Raw genomic sequence first — 20,591 nt, 5'->3', positions numbered from 1 at the left:
AAGCGTGACTATTACGAAGACGGCAACCTGCGTTTCGTAGAGCACCCCAGCGGGGTGATCGAGACCAGTCTCTGGTATCCCGCTGGCGGAGAGCAAGGCGCGTGCCCGCCAGATCCGAGTGGCTTCGTACGCCACCTCAAGAGCAAGACCACTACACCGGCGCCTAGTGCGCTAACGCCGATCGCACCCACACTGCGCCAAGGGTATCGCTATAGCGCGCTGCCTGCATATGACGGTAATGCAAGTACCACCGACTGGCCGGTAATCGAGATAGAGACGCTGGAGGAAGTCGATGCGAAGATGAGGAAGGTGTACGCGTCAGCTATCAATACGATCTTTTGCGCCGCATCAGCACAGAAGCAGTAGCGCCAGGCACTGACCACGCGGCAACACGCCACTACCACTACGTGCTGTGCGCCAATGATAGTGACAGGGCACAACAGACGTTTATTACTGCGCACGGCTTAGCCACGGTGACCCACCTGGACGGGCTAGGGCATCCGGTAAAAGAACAACGTGATCATATCGATGAGATAGACCTGAAGAAATCATTCGTTATCCAGACAATCGAATACGACAATTTCGGCAGAGTCACAGAGACACTTAAATACGATTTCGATGGGGCTAAGTCACTACCAACGCTCCGGCATCGTTACGCCTATGATCACTGGGGCCAACAGAATTGGGTCGAACAACCAGACGGTGTCCAAGAGCACACGCTTACCGACATGGTGGGCGCCAATGCCGCCCAAACCCGCACAGTGGAAACATGGCGCCAGGCGCCGGGCGTCGCGCTCCAGATCAGCAGCAGGCGTAAAACCTGGTTCAACGTATTTGGCAAACCGGATAAAATTGAAAGACTCAACCGTCACGGTGTGAGCGCAGGGACCCAGCACTATGAATACAATGGGCTGGGTCAGTGCGTAAAAGAAACAGATGAACACCGCAATAGCACGCGCTTCACTTACGATCCTTGGGAGCGTGTCACTCAGATCCAATTGCCGGACAACGCCAAGGTCAAGCGTGCCTACGCGATGCACAGCAGCGAGGATCTGCCCACCAAAGTCCAAATCACCTACGCCGGCCCTGCGGGCCAACCCGATCCGCTCATTGAGTTGGGCAGCAAAACCTATGATGGAGTTGACCGTGTTACGCAGATCACGACAGGTACACGCACGCAGAAACTTGATTATGATGAAGGCAAGCGCCTGCCCAAGCATCGTATTACCGCCGCTGAAAGAACACTGAAGTTCGACTACCTGCCCACGCTTACTGACCTCCCCCTCAACACCACGCTGATGGGCGATGCCAAAGCAGAATTTCAGAGTAAGTTGACTTTCGATAAAGTCAGCGCGAATCTGCTGAGCGCCACCAACCAACACGGCGTAAGACGCTTTGGTTACGATTGGAACAATCGACAGAAGAGCGAGACCTGGGAAGAAAAGGACAAGGCCGTTTTCAATAGCGAGAAACGCCACTCGCTTAGAGGACTCGTGCTCAGTGAAGCAGCAACCGACTTTGCCCCCACACACTGGCACTATGACGATAAAGGGCGAGTCACCCGCATCGAGCAGACGCCGCTCACCGTAGAGATCGGTTACGACTCACTGGGGCGCCCAGACTCGTTCGAGCTAAAAAATACCGCGAAGGCCGGGCCGCTCAACAAGACCACCATCGAGTATGACGAGCATGACCGCGAAGTTCTTCGCACGCTAACGTTGGACAACCAAGCTATACGAACGCTGACTCAAACCTGGGGCCTTGACGATTTGCTTCGACGACGAGAACTCAAGGAGGGTACTTCATTACTACTCGGTGAATCGTTTGGTTACGACACCCACAAACGGTTATCGACCCATGAGTACAGAGGCTCCCTTCTGCCGAAAGACGCACTGGGGCGGAACATCATAAAGCAAAGTTTTATCTTCGATGCTTTCGATAATATTATTTGTTATCGCAATGATTTCGACAACGGCGAAGATGAGCTCACTGAGCACATTGCAAATGTGAGCAACCCTACCCAACTGGAGTCAATTATCCATCATCCCGCCCGTAAAAACCCTATACCCCCATTACGCTACACCCCAGACGGCCACTTAGAGCAAGATGAACAGGGTCGACTGCTGGCATACGACGCAATTGGGCACCTGCTGCAAGTCACCAACGGGAGCACCGATCAGCCACCACACAGCACTTACCGGTATGATGCACTGGGGCAACTGCTGTACACCAAACGTGGCGCCGAAGGCGATGAAACGCGTCTGATATTCGAAGAAAATCGCCTGCGTTTCGCTATTCGTGGCGCCCATAAAATACAGTGGCTGCATGCTCTGGACATGCCCCTGGCTCAGCAAGGTCCAGCAAGCTCGGAATCCCCCCTGTTACTGCACTGCAATGCCAATGGCAGCATCATCACTGAAGCTACGGATGCTACTCGGCACGATGCCAGCTACTCGTCCTATGGAGCGCTTTCGTCAGATGCTGAGCAGTGGTCAAGCCTGTTGGGCTTCAATGGAGAACTCATCGACCCTGCCACCGGCTGGTATCTGCTGGGCAGCGGCTATCGTACCTACAATCCGACCCTCATGCGCTTCCATAGCCCCGACTCGCTCAGCCCTTTCGGCAAGGGTGGCATCAATGACTACGGTTATGCCCAAGGAAACCCCATTGCGTTCCGCGATCCGACGGGGCACTTCGCCCAAGGTATCGCGTTAACCAGGGCATATGAGAGGATCGCATACAACGCTGGCGCCCAAGGTATCGCACTGACCTCTGTTTATGAGACTGAGAGTGAGCGTTACTATCGCTACCGCCGATATGAATATGAAGCCGCTGTGAAACGTGCGGAAGAAGAAATGCAAAAGGCGAAGCAGGGTATTCTTCAGAAACTAATTGGCGTGGGTATCGCATCGGTCATTTTGTCAGTGGTCAGCCTCGGCATCGGTGTTTATTTTACCGGCCTGGTGTCTGTCATGACACTGATGAACGTAGTATCCACCAGCTTGACCATCGCTAGCACTGCAGTCAGCGCTGTGGGTTTTGCAAAGAATGACGAGGGAATGATGCACGCTGCAGACATTCTAGATTACGTATCACTGGGTACTGCAGCCTTAGATTTGTCATTAACTCTCGCAACAGCAAAAGCAACTAAAGCCGCCATGATGGCTCAGAAAGCTTTGAAAGCATCCTCGCCCGCCCTTTCTAGCAGCACCCGCGCCAGAAGCAACTCCAGGCCAACTCAAGTGAGCAGCGATGTTCATGCGTTTAGGCGCTATTCAATTGCATAAATAAAAAAACGCCACTTCAAACGAAGTGGCGCTTTTAATTTGGAGCGGGAAACGAGACTCGAACTCGCGACCCCGACCTTGGCAAGGTCGTGCTCTACCAACTGAGCTATTCCCGCAATGTGAAGCTTTACTGCTATGGCATGAAGCGACATTACGCCCTTCACCACCCTGTACCGTCAATGAACGCCACAGTTTTTAAACTGGAGCGGGAAACGAGACTCGAACTCGCGACCCCGACCTTGGCAAGGTCGTGCTCTACCAACTGAGCTATTCCCGCAAATGGCGTCCCCTAGGGGACTCGAACCCCTGTTACCGCCGTGAAAGGGCGGTGTCCTAGGCCACTAGACGAAGGGGACATACCCAGCGCTTTTCAGCGCACCAGGTACAAGACCTGGATTTCTTTTTCGAGCCCTGCCCGAAGGCAAAACCCTGAAAACTGGAGCGGGAAACGAGACTCGAACTCGCGACCCCGACCTTGGCAAGGTCGTGCTCTACCAACTGAGCTATTCCCGCAATGGCGTCCCCTAGGGGACTCGAACCCCTGTTACCGCCGTGAAAGGGCGGTGTCCTAGGCCACTAGACGAAGGGGACACGCTGCTGGCATTACTGCCTGCTTTCACTCCCTGCGGCGTATCGCTGTGTGCTTTACGCTGCAAGTGGCGCGCATTCTAGGGACGCGATGGAAAGCCGTCAACCCCTTTGTATAAATTTATTTAAATCAATGACTTCCCTGGTTGTCGGCGCTACGCGCAGGATGTGTCTGGCTATTGGCGTTGATTTTCTGACGATGGCCCGGCAAGCTCGCAGCAAATTGCCACTACCTCGAGAAATCGAGAAGTGGGCCGACATATAGAAAGCGCCAACTGCACCGGCCTCTTCGCGGGCAAGCCCGCTCCCACAGGATTGCTGCGAAGGAAGCGGCGCGGTTCAGTCCGCCAGGCTGCACTGTTCGCCTGTTGGCGAACTCACTACACTCAATGATGCAAAACTTCTTCATGAGGCGTTAACGGTGACACCACTTCTGATCACCCTGCTCATCGTGGCCGGTATCGCGTTACTGATCGTGATCGGCTACCTCAATAATGTGGTCGAGAACAATAAGCTTGAGCGTGCCCGGCTGAAGATCGAACTGGCCGAACGCGCGCGCCGCTGCGGGGAAATCAACGAAACCTTCCCCGGCCAGCTAATGACCCCTGCCCTCAAGCTGCTGATGACTCGCCTGGAACTGAACGTCACCCAACGTCAGTTGGCGGTGGACAAGCACAACGGTGACCTCAAAGGCCGCCTGGCCGAACTTGAAGGTTTGGTTGCCCAGGGCGACAAGCTACCCGTGAACAATCCACCCAGCCCGATTCAAACCGAGGTCAAGGCCAAGGATGTGCGCTTCTTGCTCGAAGCGCTGCATAACCAGATCGTGCGCGCAACCCAGGAAGGCTTCCTGGCAACCAATGAGGGCAAGTACTGGGTCAAGGAAATCCGCCATATCCTGGTGTTGCTGCATATCGAGTTCTTCAACAACCTGGGGCAGCAGGCGCTGCAGCAGAATCAGCCAGGGCATGCGCGGTTAGCATTCGAGCGGGGTGTGCAGTATCTGCGTAAGCAGCCTGAGCCTAAACAGTATGAAGAGCAGCTGACCTATCTGGAGAAGCTGCTGGCACGGGCCAACGCGATGGTGCTCGATCAGATGGAGCCGGCGGAGAATGATCAGAATGAGCTGACGGCGGGGCTCAAGACTGACGAAGATGAGACCTGGAAGAAAAAGGTCATCTACGATTGATCAAAAAAAGGGGCCTTGTCAGGCCCCTTTGTCATGCTCAGCAGTCGGTCAGTTGAAGAAAGATCGCCGCCAACTGTTCCAACCCTTGCTGGTCGGCCTCACTGAACCGCGCCAGCTTCGGGCTATCCAGATCGAGCACCCCAATCAGCCTGCCCTCTTTGACCAACGGAATCACCAATTCGCTGTTGGACGCACTGTCACAGGCGATATGCCCAGGGAAGGCATGCACATCGTCCACCCGCTGAGTCTGCCGGGTCGCCGCCGCTGCCCCGCACACACCCTTGCTGAACGGAATGCGCACGCAGGCCACTTGCCCCTGGAACGGGCCGAGCACCAGCTCCTCGTTGCGATTGATATACAAGCCGGCCCAGTTCAGGTCATCCAACTGGCTATAGAGAAAGGCCGAGAACTGCGCGGCATTGGCGATGAAGTCGCGCTCGTCGGCGAACAGTGCCTGCACTTGCGCAGCCAGCAAGTCATAGCCGTTTAGGCCTGCGCCACTGGCATTGAGGTCGATCATTTATTTCTGCTCCAGCAATTGCAGCCCGACCCAGTAGCGGGCGAACTGATAGGCACAACGGCCATTTCGGTTACCGCGCCCGGTTGCCCAGCGCACGGCGAGTATTTCCAGGGCCTCGTCACGCTGCCAGTCGAGCCCGGCGGCGCTGGCCAACTGGCCGATCCAGTGTTCGACCACGTTGAGGAAGTGTTCTTGGGAGAAGGGGTAGAACGACAGCCACAGGCCGAAGCGGTCGGACAACGCGATCTTGTCTTCTACCGCTTCATTGGGATGCAGCTCACCGTCGACCATCTTCCAGTTTTCGTTGTCGCTCTGCTTCTCCGGCACCAGGTGGCGACGGTTGGAGGTGGCGTACAGCAAGACGTTGTCCGGCGCCTGCTCCAGCGAGCCATCGAGCACGCTCTTGAGTACCCGGTAGTCGCCCTCCCCGGCTTCGAACGAGAGGTCATCGCAGAACAGAATGAAGCGCTGCTCAAGCTTTTGCAGCTGCTCGACTACCCGCGGCAAGTCGGCCAGGTGATCGCGTTCGATCTCGATCAGGCGCAGCCCGGCACCGGCGTGCTCGGCCAGCAAGGCGCGCACCAGCGATGACTTGCCTGTGCCACGCGAACCCCACAGCAACGCGTGGTTGGCCGGCAGGCCGTTGATGAACTGATGGGTGTTGCGGCCTAGCTGATCGCGTTGCTTGTCGACGCCGATCAGGTCGCTCAGGCGGATATCCAGGCTGACGTGCAGCGGCATCAAGTAGCCGCTGCGGCCATCGCGCTGCCAGCGCGCGGCCAGGGTAGTATTCCAGTCGATCTGCGGGCGCGGCACCGGCAGCAGCGGCTCGAGACGGGCGAGGACGGATTCGGCACGTTCGAGGAAGGCGTTCAAGCGGGGGTCCATGGTGACTCCTGGCAAGGCGAGGCTTTGAGGTTTTGGTTGGCAGTACCGGCCCTATCGCGGGGCAAGCCCGCTCCCACGCCGGCCTATCTTCAACAGGGCGCAGGCGTGGGAGCGGGCTTGCCCCGCGATAGGGCTGGCAGTGCCAACAGCAATCTTCCAGCTGAATGTTCGACAGACCCGCCAGCAGCCGAGGTTGATCGGCTATGCTTGCGCAGCGCAGGAGCGAGGAACCGGCTCGGGACACATGGATATCAAGTTCACCAATCGCCTGTCATACAAGCAAGCCCGGTTGACAGTCCTGGTCGGCTTCATCCTGGGAACATTGCTCAGTCTCATCCAGATCGGCATCGATTATGCCAGCGAAGACGCGTCCATCAACCGCGAAGTGCAGGCATTGCTGCAAATCAGCCACAATCCGGCCTCGCGCATCGCCTATAACATCGATGCTGAGCTTGCCCAGGAACTGACGGGCGGGCTGCTGCAGTCGCCAGCGGTGATCCGCGCGCGCCTGATCGACAACAACGACACGGTGCTGGCAGACGTTCAGCGCCCGCGCCTGGAAGACCGCTACCGGCCACTGAGCGACTTTCTCTTCGGCGAGTTTCGCCAGTTCCAGGATCGCCTGTACCTGGCGCACATGCCCCACGAATACCTCGGTACCTTGTACCTGGATGTCGACACCTATACCTTCGGCAGCCGCTTCCTCGACCGCGCCGGGGTCACCCTGTTCAATGGCTTTGCCCGCAGCCTGGTGCTGACCGGGATCCTGCTGGCACTGTTCTACATGATGCTGACCAAACCGCTGGTCACGGTGATCGCTGCGCTGAGCAACAGCGACCCGCGCCAGCCACAGCAGACCCGCCTGGACTGCCCGCACGGCCATGAGCTCGACGAAATTGGCGTGCTGGTCAAAGTGGCCAACCAACAGTTCGTCAGCATGGCCACTGAAATCCAGCAACGGCGCGCTGCGGAAAACCGCCTGACGCAGTACCTCAACGAGCTGGAAAACATCGTTTCGGCGCGCACCAACGAACTCAAGTCCAGCAACGACCGGCTCAGCCAGACCAATCAGGACCTGGAAGAGGCGCGCCGCCGCGCCCTGGAAATGGCCCAGGCACGGGCGGCGTTCCTGGCCAACATGAGCCACGAGATCCGCACCCCGCTCAACGGCATGCTGGGCATGATCGCGCTGGCCCTGGACAGCCCGCTGGCGGCCGAGCAGCGCCAACAGCTGTCGATAGCCCACGACTCGGGCAAGGTGCTGGTGGAACTGCTCAACGATATCCTCGATCTGTCCAAGTTCGACGCAGGCCAGCTGGAGCTGGAGCGAATTGCCTTCGATATGGGAGCGATGGTCGAAGACACCGCCAACCTGCTGTCGCAGAACGCCGCGAGCAGTGTCGAGCTGACTTGCCTGATCGCTCCAGACTTCCCCAGCACGGTGCTGGGCGATCCGACCCGGGTACGGCAGATCGTCAGTAACCTGCTGTCCAACGCGCTCAAGTTCACCCGCTTTGGCCGGGTCGATGTGCGCCTGATGCCTATCGTCGGTGGCGTACGCCTGGAAGTCAGCGATACCGGCATCGGCATCCCCGAAGAAGCCCAAGTGCGCATTTTCCAGCCCTTCACCCAGGCCGGCGCTGGCATCACCCGCCAATACGGCGGCACGGGCCTTGGCCTGGCGCTGACACGCAACCTGTGCAAGGCCATGCAGGGTCACTTGCACATTCATTCGCAAACCGGCTTTGGCAGCCGCTTCAGTGCCGACCTGCCGCTACCGACCCACACCGAGGCGATTGCGCCGGCGCCGCTGCGCGGCCAGGTGGTGGCGCTGAGCAAGCCTGGCAGCGGCTTGTCGGAGCTTTTGTCCGGGCTGCTGCCTGGCTGGGGCCTGGCTTTCACCCGGCTGGACGATGCCGCTGAGCTGCATCACAGCGCCTTGGATCTGCTGATCACCGATGACGTGGAGCATCTGCTGGATCTGCGCCCTGCGGTCACAATGCCGATTCTGCTGGTAACTGCCTACGGCAATTTCCTTCCCGGCGAAGAGGCTCAGCGCTTGGCACCGTTGGTGCAACTGGCGCGGCCGTTGGCGCGCAATGCGCTGTATCAGACGCTGCGGCGAATGCTTCAAGGGGGCGCGCCAGATGCCCCACTGCCACACGAATTCCCCAAGCTGCACGAGCGCCGGGCGCGCATCCTGCTGGTAGAGGACAACCCGGTCAACCAGCTGGTGGCCAAGGGCATGCTGGGCAAGCTCGGTTGCGATGTACTGCTCGCCACCCAAGGCGCGCAAGCCTTGGAGGTGCTGGAGCAGGAAGATGTCGACATGGTGCTGATGGACTGCAACATGCCGATCATGGACGGCTATGAAGCCAGCCGGCGAATTCGCCAGAGCGGTCGTTGGCCGCAGTTGCCAATCGTCGCCCTGACCGCCAATGCCATGCCCGAGGAGCGCGAACGCTGCCGCGCGGCGGGCATGGATGACTACCTGGCCAAACCGTTTCGCCGTGAAGAACTACTGGCACTGATCGAGCACTGGGTGCCGGTCAGCGGTTGAGCAGCGGTTCGATGGCGGCCTTGAGCGCTTCAGGCTTGGTCGCTGGAGCAAAGCGAGTGACCTTGCCACTGACCGGGTCGAGCAGGAACTTGGTGAAATTCCACTTGATCTTCTGCGTGCCCAGCAGGCCAGGGGCGCGTTTTTTCAGCTCGACGAACAGCGGGTGGGCGCCGGGGCCGTTGACCTCGATCTTGCGCATCAACGGGAAGCTCACACCAAAGCGCGTTTCGCAGAACGTGGCGATCTCGCGCGCATCGCCGGGTTCCTGCTTGCCGAACTGGTTGCAGGGGAACCCGACGATCACCAGGCCACGCTCGCGGTAGTCCTGCCACAGCTGCTCCAGGCCTTTGTACTGCGGGGTGAAGCCGCATTGGCTGGCAGTGTTCACCACCAGCACAGCCTTGCCCTGGAAATCGCCCAGCAGCGTGTGCTCGCCGGTCAGGGTAACGCAGGGAATATCCAGCAACGAGTCAGCCATTGGCGCTCTCCGGTCAGTCACGCGGTTTGAAATCCAGGCACACCGAGTTGATGCAATAGCGCAGCCCGGTCGGTGGCGGGCCATCAGGGAAAACATGCCCCAGGTGGGCATCGCACTGGGCGCAGGTGACCTCGGTGCGAATCATGCCGTGGGAGGTATCGCGAATCTCGATCATCGCGCTCTGCGCGATCGGCTCATAGAAGCTTGGCCAGCCACAGCCGGAATCGAACTTGGCCTGCGCATCGAACAGCGCCAGGTCGCAGCAGATGCAATGGTAGACGCCAGCGCGCTTCTCGCTGTTGTACTTGCCACTGAAGGGCCGCTCGGTGCCCTTCAGACGACAGACCTGATACTGCGCAGGGTCGAGCATCTCGCGCCATTCTTCCAGGGTTTTGTCGATCTTTTGCATGTAGGAACCTCGGCAGGCTGAATTTCACGCCACGCCGTCTTTTCCAGGGCGCGGGTGGCACGTATATTAGTTGGCTTCGTGTGCCAGGCCTCAAGTCTGGCACCCGCGCCACGCCCTTTCAAACCTTTCGACGGCGGCGCCTGCGACTTCTCAATCGGGATCACATCATGCAGTTCAGTAAATCGAACAAGCTCGCCAATGTCTGCTACGACATTCGCGGCCCAGTGCTCAAGCACGCCAAACGCCTGGAAGAGGAAGGCCACCGCATCCTCAAGCTGAACATCGGCAACCCGGCGCCGTTTGGCTTCGAGGCGCCGGACGAGATCCTCCAGGACGTAATCCGCAACCTGCCGACCGCCCAGGGCTACAGCGACTCCAAAGGCCTGTTCAGCGCACGCAAGGCCGTCATGCAGTACTGCCAGCAAAAAGAAATCGAAGGCGTGACCATCGAGGACATCTACCTCGGCAACGGCGTCTCCGAGCTGATCGTGATGTCGATGCAGGCCCTGCTCAACAATGGCGACGAGGTGTTGATCCCGGCGCCTGACTACCCACTGTGGACCGCTGCGGTGAGCCTGGCGGGCGGCAAGCCGGTGCACTACCTGTGCGACGAGCAGGCCGACTGGTTCCCTGACCTCGAAGACATCAAGGCCAAGATCACCCCCAACACCAAGGCGCTGGTAATCATCAACCCGAACAACCCAACGGGCGCGGTGTACTCCAAGGAGCTGCTGCTGGGCATGCTCGAGCTGGCTCGCCAGCACAACCTGGTGGTGTTCTCCGACGAGATCTACGACAAGATCCTCTACGACGAAGCCGTGCACATCAGCACCGCCTCGCTGGCGCCTGACCTGCTCTGCCTGACCTTCAACGGCTTGTCCAAGTCGTACCGGGTGGCGGGCTTCCGCTCCGGCTGGCTGATCATCTCCGGGCCCAAGCATCACGCCCAGAGCTACATCGAAGGCATCGACATGCTGGCCAACATGCGCCTGTGCGCCAACGTCCCGGCCCAGCACGCGATCCAGACCGCCCTGGGCGGCTACCAGAGCATCAATGACCTGGTCCTGCCGCCTGGCCGCCTGCTGGAGCAGCGTAACCGCACTTATGAACTGCTCAATGCCATCCCCGGGGTGAGCTGCGTCAAGCCGATGGGCGCGCTGTACGCCTTCCCACGGATCGATCCGAAGGTGTGCCCGATCCTCAATGACGAAAAGTTCGCGCTGGATTTGCTGCTGTCGGAGAAGCTGCTGATCGTTCAAGGCACCGCGTTCAACTGGCCGTGGCCGGACCACTTCCGCGTGGTGACCTTGCCGCGGGTAGATGACCTGGAGCAGGCGATCGGGCGGATTGGCAACTTCTTGCGTACCTATCAGCAGTAATTGAGCTTGGGGCCGCCTTGCGGCCCCATTCAATGCTTGTCTAACGCTGAGAATCTTCTTACATCCTGCAACGCTCTATCCCACAAGCCGGCCAGTTTCCTCTGCCATACTCCGCGCTACACAGTTTGAAATAGTCGACCGGTTGAATCGGCGTCACCTCCCCCTTATATACCCCGCAGTACGCAACATTTTTATCCGTCAGGAGAACGTAACAACCATGATGCGCATCTTGTTGTTTGTAGCCACCAACCTTGCGGTGGTGCTGGTTGCAAGCATTACCCTGAGCCTGTTTGGCTTCAATGGGTTCATGGCGGCCAACGGGGTTGATCTCGACCTCAGCCAGCTGCTGGTGTTCTGCGCCGTGTTCGGCTTCGCTGGCTCGCTGATCTCGCTGTTCATCTCCAAGTGGATGGCGAAGATGAGCACCGGCACGCAAATCATCACCCAGCCGCGCACCCGCCACGAACAGTGGCTGCTGCAAACGGTCGAGGAGCTGTCGCGCGAAGCCGGCATCAAGATGCCCGAAGTGGGTATCTTCCCGGCTTACGAGGCCAACGCCTTCGCCACCGGCTGGAACCGTAACGACGCGCTGGTGGCAGTGTCCCAAGGCCTGCTGGAGCGTTTCTCGCCCGATGAAGTGCGCGCGGTCCTGGCTCACGAAATTGGCCACGTAGCCAACGGCGACATGGTCACCCTGGCACTGGTGCAAGGCGTGGTGAACACCTTCGTGATGTTCTTCGCGCGCATCATCGGCAACTTCGTCGACAAGGTGATCTTCAAGAACGAAGAAGGCCAAGGCATCGCCTACTACGTAGCGACCATCGTCGCCGAGCTGATTCTGGGCATCCTGGCCAGCATGATCGTCATGTGGTTCTCGCGTCGCCGCGAGTACCGTGCCGACGAAGCCGGCGCCCAGCTGGCCGGCACCGCCGCAATGATCGGCGCCCTGCAGCGCCTGCGCGTAGAGCAAGGCATGCCGGTGCACATGCCCGACACCCTCAAGGCGTTCGGCATCAATGGCGGCCTCAAGCAAGGCCTGGCGGGCCTGCTGATGAGCCACCCGCCGCTGGAAGAGCGGATCGAGGCGCTGCGTCGCCGCGGCTGATCCCCCACCAGCAGAAAGGGCGACTTCGGTCGCCCTTTTTTGTGGCTCAGTGGTGTAGCCGATAAACCCGCTCGAACAGGCTCGTCACCCCAGCCTGCTGAAACTTCGGGCTCTGCCCGATAATCTGCTCTTGCTGCACCTGCTCGACCTGCCAGCCGCGCAGGCCAGCGCGCACCTCTCTATCGGCCACCGAAAACGGCGGCCCGTCCACACGGGCCTGCTCGTAGTCGAGTGTCACCAGCACGCCCCGGCAGCCTGCTGGTAGCAGTTCGGACAGCAGCGCCATGTAGCGATGGCGCATGTCCCGGGGCAAGGCGATCAGCGCAGCGCGGTCATAAAGGCCTGCGCAATCGACAACATCGTCAGGCTGCAAGGCAAAGAAATCGCCACACCATAGTTCCACCTCAGCACTGCGCCAGACTTCGAAGGCGCCCTGCTGCGACACCTGCGCCTGCAAGCCATGCTCAGCAAAGAAGTCCTCTACCGCGCGCCTCGACAATTCCACGCCCAACACCCGATAGCCTTGGGCCGCAAGCCAGATCATATCCAGACTCTTGCCACACAACGGCACCAGTACCCGACTGCCCGGCGCTAGCTCAGCGAGCGGCCAGTGCGCTTGCAGATAGGGGTTGACCTCGGCCTGGTGAAAGCCAATCTGGTTGTCTGCCCACTTTTTGTGCCAGAACGCCGGCTGCATGTTCGCTCCCGATTTTTCGATAGTTCGCGGTGAAAACTTATATTGGATCTCGATCTTCAACTGATCGAAGATGGCTGCATCTTAACTGTCAGGACCCTGCCATGCTGCCCAGCCTGTTCATTTCTCATGGATCGCCCATGCTCGCCCTGCAACCTGGCGCCAGTGGGCCGGCCTTGGCGGCATTGGCCAACGCCTTACCCCGGCCGAAAGCCATCGTGGTGGTCTCGGCGCACTGGGAGAGCCGTGAGCTGCTGGTGATGAGTAACCCGCAGCCGCACACCTGGCATGACTTCCACGGTTTCCCCCCGGCGCTGTACGCAGTGCAATACCCAGCGCCAGGCGAACCTGAGCTGGCTCGCAAGATCAGCGCGCAATTGATCGCTGCGGGCCTGCCGGCGCGTCTGGATGAGCAGCGCCCATTCGATCATGGTGCCTGGGTGCCGTTGTCGCTGATGTACCGCAATGCAGGCATCCCGGTCGTGCAGGTTTCTCTGCCCAGCCAGGGCGGGCCTCGCCTGCAACTGGAGGTGGGCCAGGCCCTGGAGCCGCTGCGCCACGAAGATATTCTGCTGATCGGCTCGGGCAGCATCACGCACAACCTGGGCGAGTTGGACTGGCACGCCGGGCCCGATGCGATCGAGCCTTGGGCACTGGCGTTTCGTGATTGGATAGTCGACAGACTCAAGGAAGATGACCGCCCTGCCCTGCTCGACTACCGCCAGCAGGCGCCGCATGCGCTGCGCAATCATCCCAGTGATGAGCATTTGCTGCCGCTGTTCTTTGCCCTGGGCGCGGGTGACAAGTTTGGCGTGGTGCACCAGGGGTTCACCCTCGGTGCGCTGGGGATGGATATCTATCGGTTTGACTGAGGCCTTGTGCTGATATCAGCGGCCTCTTCGCGGGCAAGCCCGCTCCCACAGCGATCGCATCGAACCCTGTGGGCTTGCCCGCGAAGAGGCCAGCGCATCCGACAACGCTTAGCCCGACAGACAAAAAAATCCCCGACCTAGGCCGGGGATTTTTTCATTGCGCCAGGATCAATCCTCGCGATAGCGGCGCAGCTTGAGCTGCTTACCGGCTACGCGGGTGTCCTTGAGTTTGGTCAGCAGACGCTCCAGACCATCCTCCGGCAGCTCGACCAGGCTGAAGCTGTCGCGCACCTGGATGCGGCCGATAGCGTCGCGGGCCAGGCCGCCTTCGTTGAGGATCGCACCCAACAGGTTCTTGGCGGCGATACCGTCACGGGCACCCAGGGCGGTACGGCAACGCACACGGCCTTCAGCCAGTGGCATTGGCGCGCGACGTTCGCGGTCACCACGGTCGCTACGCTCGCCACGATCGCTGCGCTCACCGCGCTCGGCACGCTCACCACGTGGGCCGCTAGTCGGCACCAGTGGCTGCTCGCGCTCGACCGAAGCCAGGTCCAGCGGCTGGCCATTGGTGGCCTTGCGCAGCAGGGCCGAGGCCAGGGCACGTGGCGTGCATTCCAGCGAAGCGGTCAGACGGTCGAACAGGTCGCCATGGCTGGCTTCTGCTTCGGCCACCAGCGGCGCCAGGCTTGCGGTCAATTTCTTGATCCGCGCATCCAGTACAGCTTGTGGGCCAGGCAGGCGGGCTTCAGCAACCTTCTGACCGGTTACACGCTCGATGACCTGCAGCATGCGGCGCTCACGCGGAGTGACCAGCAGCAGTGCACGGCCTTCGCGACCCGCACGGCCAGTACGGCCGATACGGTGCACGTAGGACTCTGGATCGTACGGCATGTCGACGTTGAACACGTGGGTGATACGCGGTACGTCCAGACCACGAGCAGCGACGTCGGTGGCGACGACGATGTCCAGGCGACCATCCTTGAGCGAGTCGATCACGCGCTCACGCTGGTTCTGGGCGATGTCGCCGTTCAGCGCGGCAGCCTTGTAGCCTTTGGCTTCCAGGGCAGCGGCCAGGTCCAGGGTGGCTTGCTTGGTACGCACGAAGGCGATCAAGGCATCGAACTCTTCGACTTCCAGCAGACGCAGCACAGCCGGGATCTTCTGGTCGGCGTGGACCATCAGGTGCGCCTGGTCGATCGCGGTAACGGTCTGGGTCTTGCTCTGGATCTTGACGTGCTTCGGCTCGCGCAGGTGACGCTCGGCGATGCTGCGGATCGACGACGGCAGGGTCGCCGAGAACAGCACGGTCTGGCGCGTGGCCGGAATGGCGTCGAAGATCACTTCGAGGTCATCCATGAAGCCCAGCTTGAGCATCTCGTCGGCTTCGTCCAGCACCAGGTACTGAACCGTCGACAGGACTTTCTCGTCACGACGCAGGTGGTCGCACAGACGGCCTGGAGTAGCTACGACGATTTGCGCGCCGTTGCGAATGGCACGCAGCTGTGGGCCCATTGGGGCACCACCGTAGACAGCTACGACGTTAACGCCTGGCGTTTGCTTGGCGTAGGTTTCGAAAGCGGTTGCAACTTGCAGCGCCAACTCACGGGTTGGCGCCAGGATCAGGGCTTGCGGTTCGCGCTTGCTCACATCGATACGATTGAGGATCGGCAGAGCGAAGGCAGCGGTTTTACCGGTGCCGGTCTGCGCCTGGCCGATCATGTCATGACCGTCGAGGATGATCGGAATCGATTGTTGCTGAATGGCGGACGGCTCTTCGTAGCCGGTGGCCAGTACGGCAGCAACAATGTTCGGGTTAAGTCCGAGAGCGGCGAATCCGCCGGTTTCCTGGGTCATGGGTCTGCCTCTATGTGCATCCGCAAAGACCCATGCTCCAAAGCTGCACATGCCTTGAAAGACCCGAGGGTCACCCAGGCAGCTTTGGCGGCGGGGATTTGCGAAAACGATTGAAAAAGAAAAACTTGGGAAGGTCCGCCTAGCGGACGTGCAGCCGAAGCTGGACTCGGAGGATTTGCACCACCTGATTTTGCGGCCCGCTAAAAGACCGGCGCGTACTATACCTGAAATCGTTTCGGGCGGTTAGATTTTTTTCGGGAATAGCGGCCAGTATGCAGCCATCATCGGATACTGGCTGAATCGTTTCCCCTTCAGGTTGTGGTGCTTTCTTCGCGGGCAAGCCCGCTGCCCCAGTGATCGTGGGGTTTCGAAGCCAGCATCAGGTCGCCGGCCGCACCTCTTTGATCAGGTACTCAAGGCTGTATCCCAGCTGCGGCGCCAACGCCTCGGCCCGCCCGCGCAGTTGATCGATATCCAGCTGCTGCTCAAGCTCGGCCGGCACGAACAGGATCACGTTGCCCTCCTTGACCGGCAGCTCCCAGTAATGGCGGTGATACAATCCACGCAACAGCGCCGCACCCAGCGGCTTGCCGTCATCGCCGGCCCATTGGTTGATCACCAGCCAACCGCCGGCGTTAAGCTGCTTCTGGCAGTTTTCCAGAAAACCCCAGGCCAGATGCCCGACACCCGGACCATGGTCGGTATACAGGTCAACGAAGATCAGGTCGGCCTTTTCTGCACTCGCCAGCAGTTCGAGCGCATCGCCCACCCGCACGTACAGGCGCGGATCGTCATCCAGCCCCAGGTACTCCATGGCCAGGCGCGGCACATCCGGGCGCAGTTCGATGGCCTCGACATCTTCCAACGGCAGGAACTTCAGGCAGGCCTGGGTCAGGGTGCCGGCACCCAGCCCAAGAAACAGCGCACTCTCCGGCTGCGGATGGCACAACGCGCCCAGCAGCATCGCGCGGGTGTAGTCATACTCCAGCCAGCTGGGGTCGGCAGTGAACACGCAGCTCTGCTCGATGGCATCGCCGAACTCAAGAAAACGGTAGTCCTCGACTTCGTAGACGCTGACAACGCCAAAGGCATCCTCGACCCGCGCCAGCAGCCGCTCTTCCCGCTCGTTGGACATTGCCACTCCCGCCTGACCTGCGCACAAAACCGCCATTGTCCGTCAATGCCCCCGGTGCAACAAGCGGCTCGCCAGCTGATACCATGACAGACAGCCCATAACAGACCATACCGAGCCCGTGATGAAGCAACCGTGGAGCCCTGAAAGCTGGCGCGCCCTGCCGATCCAGCAGCAACCGACCTACCCAGACGCTGCGCACCTGCTCAAGGTCGAGCAGACCCTGGCCAGCTACCCACCCTTGGTTTTCGCGGGCGAGGCGCGGGAGTTGCGCCGGCAGTTTGCCGAGGTCACCCAGGGCCGCGCATTCCTGCTCCAGGGCGGTGATTGCGCCGAGAGCTTCGCCGAGTTCTCCGCGGCAAAAATCCGCGACACCTTCAAGGTGTTGCTGCAGATGGCCATCGTCATGACTTTCGCCGCCGGTTGCCCGGTGGTGAAAGTCGGACGCATGGCCGGTCAATTCGCCAAGCCTCGCTCGGCGGGCGACGAAACCATCGGCCAAGTGACCCTGCCGGCCTATCGCGGCGATATCGTCAACGGTATTGGTTTCGACGAGCCCAGCCGCATCCCCGACCCTGAGCGCCTGCTGCAGGCCTACCACCAGGCCACCGCCAGCCTCAACTTGCTGCGCGCCTTCGCCCAGGGTGGTTTCGCCGACTTGCACCAGGTACACAAGTGGAACCTGGATTTCATCGCCAACTCCGCCCTGGCCGAGAAGTACCACCAGCTGGCCGACCGTATCGACGAGACCCTGGCGTTCATGCGCGCCTGTGGCCTGGACAGCGCGCCGCAACTGCGTGAAACCAGCTTCTTCACCGCCCACGAAGCACTGCTGCTCAATTACGAAGAAGCTTTCGTGCGACGCGACAGCCTGACCGGCGATTTCTACGATTGCTCGGCGCACATGCTGTGGATCGGCGACCGCACGCGCCAGCTCGACGGCGCCCATGTGGAGTTTCTGCGCGGGGTGCATAACCCGATTGGCGTCAAGGTTGGGCCGAGCATGAAGCCTGAGGAGTTGATCCGCCTGATCGATACGCTCAACCCGGACAACGACCCAGGGCGCCTGAACCTGATCGTGCGGATGGGCGCGGGCAAGGTCGGCGATCACCTGCCAAGGCTCATTCGCAACGTCGAGCGCGAGGGGCGCAAGGTGCTGTGGAGCTCCGACCCGATGCATGGCAATACCATCAAGGCCAGCAGTGGCTACAAGACCCGCGACTTCGCCCAGATCCTCGATGAGGTCAAGCAGTTCTTCCAGGTGCATCAGGCCGAAGGCTCTTATGCGGGCGGGATTCACATCGAGATGACCGGGCAGAACGTCACCGAGTGCATTGGTGGGGCGCGGCCGATTACCGAGGATGGGCTGTCGGATCGCTACCACACCCATTGCGATCCGCGGCTCAATGCTGATCAGTCGCTGGAGCTGGCGTTCTTGATTGCCGAGACGCTGAAGCAGGTGCGCCGCTGAGCTAAGGCCTGGCAATCATCTTTGTAGCGATTGTTCGGCCCTCATCGCGGGTGCAGGCGCGGGCTTGCCCCGCGACGAGGCCGGTACTGACACTTACTTACGCAGCGGATCATCCCAGAACGGCCGCTCGGCCTCGCGCTGGATATCCGCCCGGCTCAACCCCAGATCGGCAAGCGTCGCATCACTTAGCCCGGCCAGCTCCTGGCGCTGACGATACAGCTGATGCCAGCGCGCCAACCGGTGCCCCACCTCATGCAGCAGGTGGCCGACAGAAAAGACAGGTTGCTGGGTAATGCTGACATGACCTTTCATCGTGAAGCCCTCCGTGTGGATGGCTTCAGTCTCGCGCCAGGCATACGATCAATCCAACGAATGTTTCTGATGCCATGCATCTCGGAGATTGATGCAATGTCCCAGTACCACAGCCTCGATTCGGACGTCCTACGCACCTTCGTCGCCATCGCCGAGCAAGGCGGCTTCACCCGTGCAGGCGAAGTGGTCAACCGCACCCAGTCGGCGGTCAGCATGCAGATGAAGCGCCTTGAGGAAGACATCCTCCAGCGCCAGCTGTTCGAGCGCGACGGCCGCCAGGTGCGCCTGACCGCCGAAGGCCAGGTGCTGCTTGGCTATGCCCGGCGCATCCTCAAGTTGCATGGCGAAGTATTCAACACCTTGCGCATGCCGCACATGGTCGGGGTGGTGCGCATCGGCACGCCTGACGACTACGCCATGCGCTTTCTGCCGAGCATCCTTTCCAGCTTCGCCCAGGCCTATCCGTTGATTCAGGTCGAGGTGCATTGCGACTCGTCGAAACAGCTGATGCTGCGCCAGGACCTGGACCTGACCATCGTCACCCGCGAGCCGGGTAATGAGATAGGCCAGCTGCTGCGCCAGGAGCGCTTGGTCTGGGCCGCGGCACAGGGCTTTTGTCCGCAGGAGCAGCGGCCGATGCCGTTGGCGCTGTTCAACACCGATTGTTTCTGCCGGGCCTGGACCTGCAATGCGCTGGAGAGCCAGGGCATCGATTATCGCATCGCCTATACCAGCCCCAGCCTTGCGGCAATTTTTGCCATTGTCACGGCCGGCCTGGCGGTGACGGCGCAGTTGCAGAGCCTGGTCGGCGGCAACATCCGCATTCTCGGTGAAGCCGACGGCCTACCCCAGCTGCCGCTGGCCAATGTGATGTTGCTGCGCAATGCGCAGACTCAGTCGCCGATCACTGACTGCATGGCTGACTACATCACCGAAGGGTTTGCGGTGTAGTACTGCCCTATCGCGGGGCGCAGTTCATTTCTCGCGTGGGAGCGGGCTTGCCCCGCGATAGGGCCAGCACTGACAGCACAATCAATTCTAGAGCTCGTAAGCCAGCATCACCGCGCACACCACCAAGAACACGCAGAACATCGTGCGCAGGACTTTTTCCGGCAGGGCATGCGCCAACTTCACCCCCCAGCTGATGCTGAGCAACCCGCCGACCGCCAGCGGAACGCCCACCTGCCAGACCACACTCTGGTGCAGCCCATAGGTCAGCAGCGTGACCATCGTGCTGGGCGCCGCCAGTGCCAGCGACAGCCCTTGCGCGACCACCTGGGTAGTACCGAACACACTGGTCAGAATCGGCGTCGCCACCACGGCCCCACCTACGCCGAACAGCCCGCCCATGGTTCCGGCAAAGCTGCCCAGCACCCCAAGCCATGGCCAGGCATAGCGCAACTCACTGCTCGGCGGGGTAACGCGCATGAACATCCGCGCAACGTTCCACACCGCCAACGCCACCAGGAAGCCGACAAAGCCCAGGCGCATCGAGTGAGCGTCGATCCCCACCGCCCAGATCGAGCCCAACCAGGCAAACAGCAAGCTGCACAACGATAACGGCAGCGCATGGCGCAGTTCGATGCGGTTGCGTTGGTTGTAGCGCCACAGCGCCAACAACACATTCGGCACCACCATCACCAGCGCCGTGCCTTGGGCCAGTTGCTGATCCAGGCCAAACAACACGCCGAGGGCCGGAATGGCGATCAAGCCGCCGCCAATCCCGAACAAACCACCCAGGGTGCCTAGTGCGGCGCCCAACACGATATACATCAACCACTCGATCATCAGGGCCTCATCCGCCGGTTACACGATGCGCGCATGCTACCCACACTAGGCTAGCGGGGAAA

16 protein-coding genes, 5 tRNA genes and 2 pseudogenes are annotated in these 20,591 nt (G+C 60.5%); 9 read left to right on the top strand and 14 right to left on the bottom strand.

The features are described 5' to 3' along the window. Nucleotides 1–366: hypothetical protein (locus OIU19_RS24365; protein ID WP_264237153.1), on the top strand; the 366-nt coding region annotated here is incomplete at its 5' end. Continuing rightward, nucleotides 339–3,287 (top strand): RHS repeat-associated core domain-containing protein, encoded by a 2,949-nt coding sequence (locus OIU19_RS24360; RefSeq protein WP_264237152.1) that lies wholly within the window; start codon nucleotides 339–341, stop codon nucleotides 3,285–3,287. The genes OIU19_RS24365 and OIU19_RS24360, both read left to right, overlap by 28 nt. A gap of 40 nt (nucleotides 3,288–3,327) precedes the next feature. Here the strand turns inward: OIU19_RS24360 and OIU19_RS24355 are convergent. The 5 genes from OIU19_RS24355 to OIU19_RS24335 form a co-directional block, all read right to left on the bottom strand. Then, nucleotides 3,328–3,403 (bottom strand) — tRNA-Gly (locus tag OIU19_RS24355). 85 nt (nucleotides 3,404–3,488) lie between these two features. Continuing rightward, a tRNA-Gly gene (locus tag OIU19_RS24350) sits at nucleotides 3,489–3,564 on the bottom strand. A 3-nt stretch (nucleotides 3,565–3,567) separates the two neighbouring features. After that, nucleotides 3,568–3,643, bottom strand: a tRNA-Glu gene (locus OIU19_RS24345). 81 nt (nucleotides 3,644–3,724) lie between these two features. Next, a tRNA-Gly gene (locus OIU19_RS24340) sits at nucleotides 3,725–3,800 on the bottom strand. A gap of 2 nt (nucleotides 3,801–3,802) precedes the next feature. After that, nucleotides 3,803–3,878 (bottom strand) — tRNA-Glu (locus OIU19_RS24335). Nucleotides 3,879–4,296: 418 nt separating this feature from the next. Here OIU19_RS24335 and OIU19_RS24330 point away from each other — a divergent pair. Continuing rightward, complete coding sequence (locus OIU19_RS24330) at nucleotides 4,297–5,064, top strand: hypothetical protein (protein WP_186557668.1); 768 nt, start codon at nucleotides 4,297–4,299, stop codon at nucleotides 5,062–5,064. A gap of 37 nt (nucleotides 5,065–5,101) precedes the next feature. Here OIU19_RS24330 and OIU19_RS24325 read toward each other — a convergent pair whose 3' ends face one another. Together OIU19_RS24325 and OIU19_RS24320 are read right to left on the bottom strand one after the other, a co-directional pair. Then, entirely contained in the window at nucleotides 5,102–5,584 is a 483-nt protein-coding gene (locus tag OIU19_RS24325; protein ID WP_264237151.1) for a GAF domain-containing protein, read from the bottom strand. Next, nucleotides 5,585–6,472 (bottom strand): ATP-binding protein, encoded by an 888-nt coding sequence (locus OIU19_RS24320; protein WP_264237150.1) that lies wholly within the window; start codon nucleotides 6,470–6,472, stop codon nucleotides 5,585–5,587. Nucleotides 6,473–6,675: 203 nt separating this feature from the next. On the opposite strand from OIU19_RS24320, the pseudogene OIU19_RS24315 reads away from it, so the two are divergent. Then, nucleotides 6,676–9,032 (top strand): annotated as a pseudogene (locus OIU19_RS24315) (response regulator). On the opposite strand, the gene OIU19_RS24310 reads toward OIU19_RS24315, so the two are convergent. Beyond that, nucleotides 9,022–9,510 carry a glutathione peroxidase gene (locus OIU19_RS24310; protein WP_264237148.1) on the bottom strand — a complete coding sequence of 163 codons (489 nt, stop codon included), beginning with the start codon at nucleotides 9,508–9,510 and terminating at the stop codon, nucleotides 9,022–9,024. The pseudogene OIU19_RS24315 and the gene OIU19_RS24310 overlap by 11 nt on opposite strands. Nucleotides 9,511–9,523: 13 nt before the next feature. Further along, nucleotides 9,524–9,919, bottom strand: a complete 396-nt coding sequence (msrB, locus tag OIU19_RS24305) for a peptide-methionine (R)-S-oxide reductase MsrB (RefSeq protein WP_186557663.1) — start codon at nucleotides 9,917–9,919, stop codon at nucleotides 9,524–9,526. A gap of 167 nt (nucleotides 9,920–10,086) precedes the next feature. Here msrB and OIU19_RS24300 point away from each other — a divergent pair, with 167 nt between their 5' ends. Both OIU19_RS24300 and htpX read left to right on the top strand, forming a co-directional pair. Then, a complete protein-coding gene (locus OIU19_RS24300; RefSeq protein ID WP_186557662.1) occupies nucleotides 10,087–11,298 on the top strand; it encodes a pyridoxal phosphate-dependent aminotransferase in 1,212 nt (403 codons plus the stop codon). 217 nt (nucleotides 11,299–11,515) lie between these two features. After that, on the top strand, nucleotides 11,516–12,403 hold the full coding sequence (htpX, locus tag OIU19_RS24295) for a protease HtpX (RefSeq protein WP_186557661.1): 888 nt from the start codon (nucleotides 11,516–11,518) through the stop codon (nucleotides 12,401–12,403). A 46-nt stretch (nucleotides 12,404–12,449) separates the two neighbouring features. Here the strand turns inward: htpX and OIU19_RS24290 are convergent, their stop codons facing one another. Further along, nucleotides 12,450–13,100, bottom strand: coding sequence for a thiopurine S-methyltransferase (locus OIU19_RS24290; protein WP_264237147.1), 651 nt, complete (start codon nucleotides 13,098–13,100; stop codon nucleotides 12,450–12,452). Between the two features lie 101 nt (nucleotides 13,101–13,201). Here OIU19_RS24290 and OIU19_RS24285 point away from each other — a divergent pair, with 101 nt between their 5' ends. Beyond that, nucleotides 13,202–13,969: a class III extradiol ring-cleavage dioxygenase gene (locus OIU19_RS24285; protein WP_264237146.1), complete on the top strand. Its 768-nt coding sequence runs from the start codon at nucleotides 13,202–13,204 to the stop codon at nucleotides 13,967–13,969. A gap of 168 nt (nucleotides 13,970–14,137) precedes the next feature. Here OIU19_RS24285 and OIU19_RS24280 read toward each other — a convergent pair. Next, nucleotides 14,138–15,860: pseudogene (locus tag OIU19_RS24280) on the bottom strand (DEAD/DEAH box helicase). A 345-nt stretch (nucleotides 15,861–16,205) separates the two neighbouring features. Then, nucleotides 16,206–16,961: a spermidine synthase gene (locus tag OIU19_RS24275; RefSeq protein ID WP_264237145.1), complete on the bottom strand. Its 756-nt coding sequence runs from the start codon at nucleotides 16,959–16,961 to the stop codon at nucleotides 16,206–16,208. Nucleotides 16,962–17,082: 121 nt separating this feature from the next. On the opposite strand from OIU19_RS24275, the gene OIU19_RS24270 reads away from it, so the two are divergent. Further along, nucleotides 17,083–18,429, top strand: a complete 1,347-nt coding sequence (locus OIU19_RS24270) for a class II 3-deoxy-7-phosphoheptulonate synthase (RefSeq protein WP_264237144.1) — start codon at nucleotides 17,083–17,085, stop codon at nucleotides 18,427–18,429. Between the two features lie 93 nt (nucleotides 18,430–18,522). Here OIU19_RS24270 and OIU19_RS24265 read toward each other — a convergent pair whose 3' ends face one another. Further along, nucleotides 18,523–18,741 (bottom strand): DUF1127 domain-containing protein, encoded by a 219-nt coding sequence (locus OIU19_RS24265; protein ID WP_264237143.1) that lies wholly within the window; start codon nucleotides 18,739–18,741, stop codon nucleotides 18,523–18,525. Nucleotides 18,742–18,837: 96 nt separating this feature from the next. On the opposite strand from OIU19_RS24265, the gene OIU19_RS24260 reads away from it, so the two are divergent. Beyond that, the gene (locus OIU19_RS24260; RefSeq protein ID WP_264237142.1) at nucleotides 18,838–19,692 is read left to right on the top strand and encodes a LysR substrate-binding domain-containing protein; all 855 of its coding nucleotides are present in this window, start codon (nucleotides 18,838–18,840) and stop codon (nucleotides 19,690–19,692) included. Nucleotides 19,693–19,779: 87 nt separating this feature from the next. Here OIU19_RS24260 and OIU19_RS24255 read toward each other — a convergent pair whose 3' ends face one another. Continuing rightward, nucleotides 19,780–20,529, bottom strand: a complete 750-nt coding sequence (locus OIU19_RS24255) for a sulfite exporter TauE/SafE family protein (protein ID WP_264237141.1) — start codon at nucleotides 20,527–20,529, stop codon at nucleotides 19,780–19,782. Between the last annotated feature and the right edge of the window lie 62 nt (nucleotides 20,530–20,591).

Origin of the sequence: Pseudomonas sp. BT-42-2 (assembly GCF_025847435.2) — a bacterium.
GTDB lineage: Bacteria > Pseudomonadota > Gammaproteobacteria > Pseudomonadales > Pseudomonadaceae > Aquipseudomonas > Aquipseudomonas urmiensis.
Note: the sequence above shows the minus strand (reverse complement) of the source record. Positions and strands in the feature narration are given on the sequence as shown.

Coding starts and splice junctions, on each gene's coding strand:
- OIU19_RS24325 (WP_264237151.1), bottom strand. CDS start 5,584: ATGATCGACCTCAATGCCAGTGGCGCAGGCCTAAACGGCTATGACTTG.
- OIU19_RS24320 (WP_264237150.1), bottom strand. CDS start 6,472: ATGGACCCCCGCTTGAACGCCTTCCTCGAACGTGCCGAATCCGTCCTC.
- OIU19_RS24310 (WP_264237148.1), bottom strand. CDS start 9,510: ATGGCTGACTCGTTGCTGGATATTCCCTGCGTTACCCTGACCGGCGAG.
- msrB (WP_186557663.1), bottom strand. CDS start 9,919: ATGCAAAAGATCGACAAAACCCTGGAAGAATGGCGCGAGATGCTCGAC.
- OIU19_RS24300 (WP_186557662.1), top strand. CDS start 10,087: ATGCAGTTCAGTAAATCGAACAAGCTCGCCAATGTCTGCTACGACATT.
- htpX (WP_186557661.1), top strand. CDS start 11,516: ATGATGCGCATCTTGTTGTTTGTAGCCACCAACCTTGCGGTGGTGCTG.
- OIU19_RS24290 (WP_264237147.1), bottom strand. CDS start 13,100: ATGCAGCCGGCGTTCTGGCACAAAAAGTGGGCAGACAACCAGATTGGC.
- OIU19_RS24285 (WP_264237146.1), top strand. CDS start 13,202: ATGCTGCCCAGCCTGTTCATTTCTCATGGATCGCCCATGCTCGCCCTG.
- OIU19_RS24275 (WP_264237145.1), bottom strand. CDS start 16,961: ATGTCCAACGAGCGGGAAGAGCGGCTGCTGGCGCGGGTCGAGGATGCC.
- OIU19_RS24270 (WP_264237144.1), top strand. CDS start 17,083: ATGAAGCAACCGTGGAGCCCTGAAAGCTGGCGCGCCCTGCCGATCCAG.
- OIU19_RS24265 (WP_264237143.1), bottom strand. CDS start 18,741: ATGAAAGGTCATGTCAGCATTACCCAGCAACCTGTCTTTTCTGTCGGC.
- OIU19_RS24260 (WP_264237142.1), top strand. CDS start 18,838: ATGTCCCAGTACCACAGCCTCGATTCGGACGTCCTACGCACCTTCGTC.
- OIU19_RS24255 (WP_264237141.1), bottom strand. CDS start 20,529: ATGATCGAGTGGTTGATGTATATCGTGTTGGGCGCCGCACTAGGCACC.